This window comes from Collinsella sp. AM43-1 (genome assembly GCF_003467925.1).
Taxonomy (GTDB): domain Bacteria; phylum Actinomycetota; class Coriobacteriia; order Coriobacteriales; family Coriobacteriaceae; genus Collinsella.
In genome coordinates this window covers 1-1,765 of the sequence record NZ_QSFR01000008.1, presented here as the reverse complement: position 1 = coordinate 1,765, position 1,765 = coordinate 1, and the positions used below count along the sequence as shown (strand labels likewise).

Genomic DNA, 1,765 nt, shown 5'->3' with positions numbered 1-1,765 from the left:
CGGCCTCGGCGCTTCGCGCCTGCTGCCTGGGGTGACTTTGGGCTTGGTGCGAATTGAGGTCTAATACTTTTCCCGTGAAGTGAACGACCTTATTTGGACCCCCGAAGCATTGGCATTTTTTGATTGCTATGTCCTGCGGTTTTGCAGCGCGAATCCTGCGGTTTTGCGGTCTAAAGGTGTGGATGCTCCGGGACTTCGTTTTTACTCGTTCACTTCTCGGGAAAGTATTAGAGCTCGGCTGACAGGGGTACCGCTCTGGTGTCGATGCCCTGCGTCTTTTTCGCTTGATTAGGGAAAACAGTCTCGCTTAAGTAATTGCGAGCCCGCCCAGACGTATCTGCGGGGTTGTCTGTACAATTCGCGGTATTATGTTGCGGAGTTTTGAAGGGAGCCGCTGGTGGTCACGACGACGTTTGCTTCGCCTTTGGGCGAAATCTTGCTTGCCGCTGATGGCCGCGGTCTGACGGGGCTTTGGTTTGAGGGGCAGGAGCACTTTGGTTCCACGCTTCTTAAAGAAAGCGCCGAATACGTTGAGGGCACCGATGCAGTTTCGGGTGCCGGGGGCATGCAGACGGTAAATCCGGCCAATGGCGCGGCTTCTTCGGTGCAAGAGCGTTCTTGGGCTTGGCTCAACGCCTATTTTGCGGGGCAGGAGCCTCGGTTTACGCCGCCGTTGCATTTGATTGGCACGGCGTTTCAGCGTGAGGTTTGGTTTGAGCTACTTTCAATTCCGCGTGGCGAGGTCGCTACGTATGGCGAGATCGCCCAGCGTGTTGCGGCTCGACATCGTGTGCCGGGAAATGAAGCGCCCGTTGTATCTCCTCGCGCGGTGGGGGCTGCGGTCGCTCGCAACCCTATTTCGATTATCGTGCCGTGCCATCGCGTGGTCGCGGCCGACGGATCGCTCAACGGATACGCCGGTGGACTGGATCGCAAGGAGTGGCTGCTGCGCCTCGAGGGTGCCTATCTATAAGCTGCAGGCGGCCGCAACGCCCATGCGGCAAGCGCGCTCGCTGTACGGGCGTTGTTTGCAGGGCGAGATGTGAAGCCGCCCGTTCCTTAAGTCCGACTAAGCTATAACCTTGCTTTTTTAAATATGCTCATCGACCTGCTAAGGCAGCACTAAGGCGAGTGCGGGTGCGCTATTATCGGCGCTCACGGAGCGCTTGGTGTTCTTGGCATGCATGGACGAGGGCTCGGCGGGCTTTACCATGGCGTCGATCGATCTTTCGGAGGCGGTGAACAAGGCGGCGGCGCCGTTTAAGTCGGTGGTGGTCTCAGGCGGTAAGCGCCTGTCGACGTCGATTGCGACCGGCGTGCGGACCCATGCCGATGCCGCGGCGGTGGCGCAGGTGGTTGAGTTGCTACTGGACAACGCCACGCGCTATGCGAGCGAGGGCAGCGTGATTGAGCTGAGCCTGTGCGCCGTTTCGCACGGCAAAGGCAAGGGCGCCGCCGAGCTTGTCGTAACGAACGCCGTGGACGAGCTGCCCGAGGGCGACCTGGACCGATTGTTCGATCGCTTCTATCGTGCGGATGCGTCGCGCAGCTCCAAGACGGGTGGCTCGGGCGTGGGCCTGTCCGTGGTGCGTGCCATCGCCGAGGCCCATGGAGGCGCCGCCACCGTATCCGGTCACGGCAACCAGATCACCTTCACCGTTTGCCTTTAAAACCTGCCAAAAAGGAACAGGTTTATTTTGGCAGGTTTTATCTGGGGAAACGTCGGTTGATTTCCGATCTCAGCCGAACACATTGAGCAAATAGG

The 1,765-nt window shown here is 59.0% G+C and carries 2 protein-coding genes; both read left to right on the top strand.

Annotation, left to right across the window (positions count from 1 at the left end):
- Positions 1 to 397: 397 nt before the first annotated feature.
- A complete protein-coding gene (locus DW925_RS04930; RefSeq protein ID WP_233540234.1) occupies positions 398 to 973 on the top strand; it encodes a methylated-DNA--[protein]-cysteine S-methyltransferase in 576 nt (191 codons plus the stop codon).
- A 196-nt stretch (positions 974 to 1,169) separates the two neighbouring features.
- Complete coding sequence (locus DW925_RS04925) at positions 1,170 to 1,670, top strand: ATP-binding protein (RefSeq protein WP_117790507.1); 501 nt, start codon at positions 1,170 to 1,172, stop codon at positions 1,668 to 1,670.
- The last annotated feature ends 95 nt before the right edge of the window (positions 1,671 to 1,765 follow it).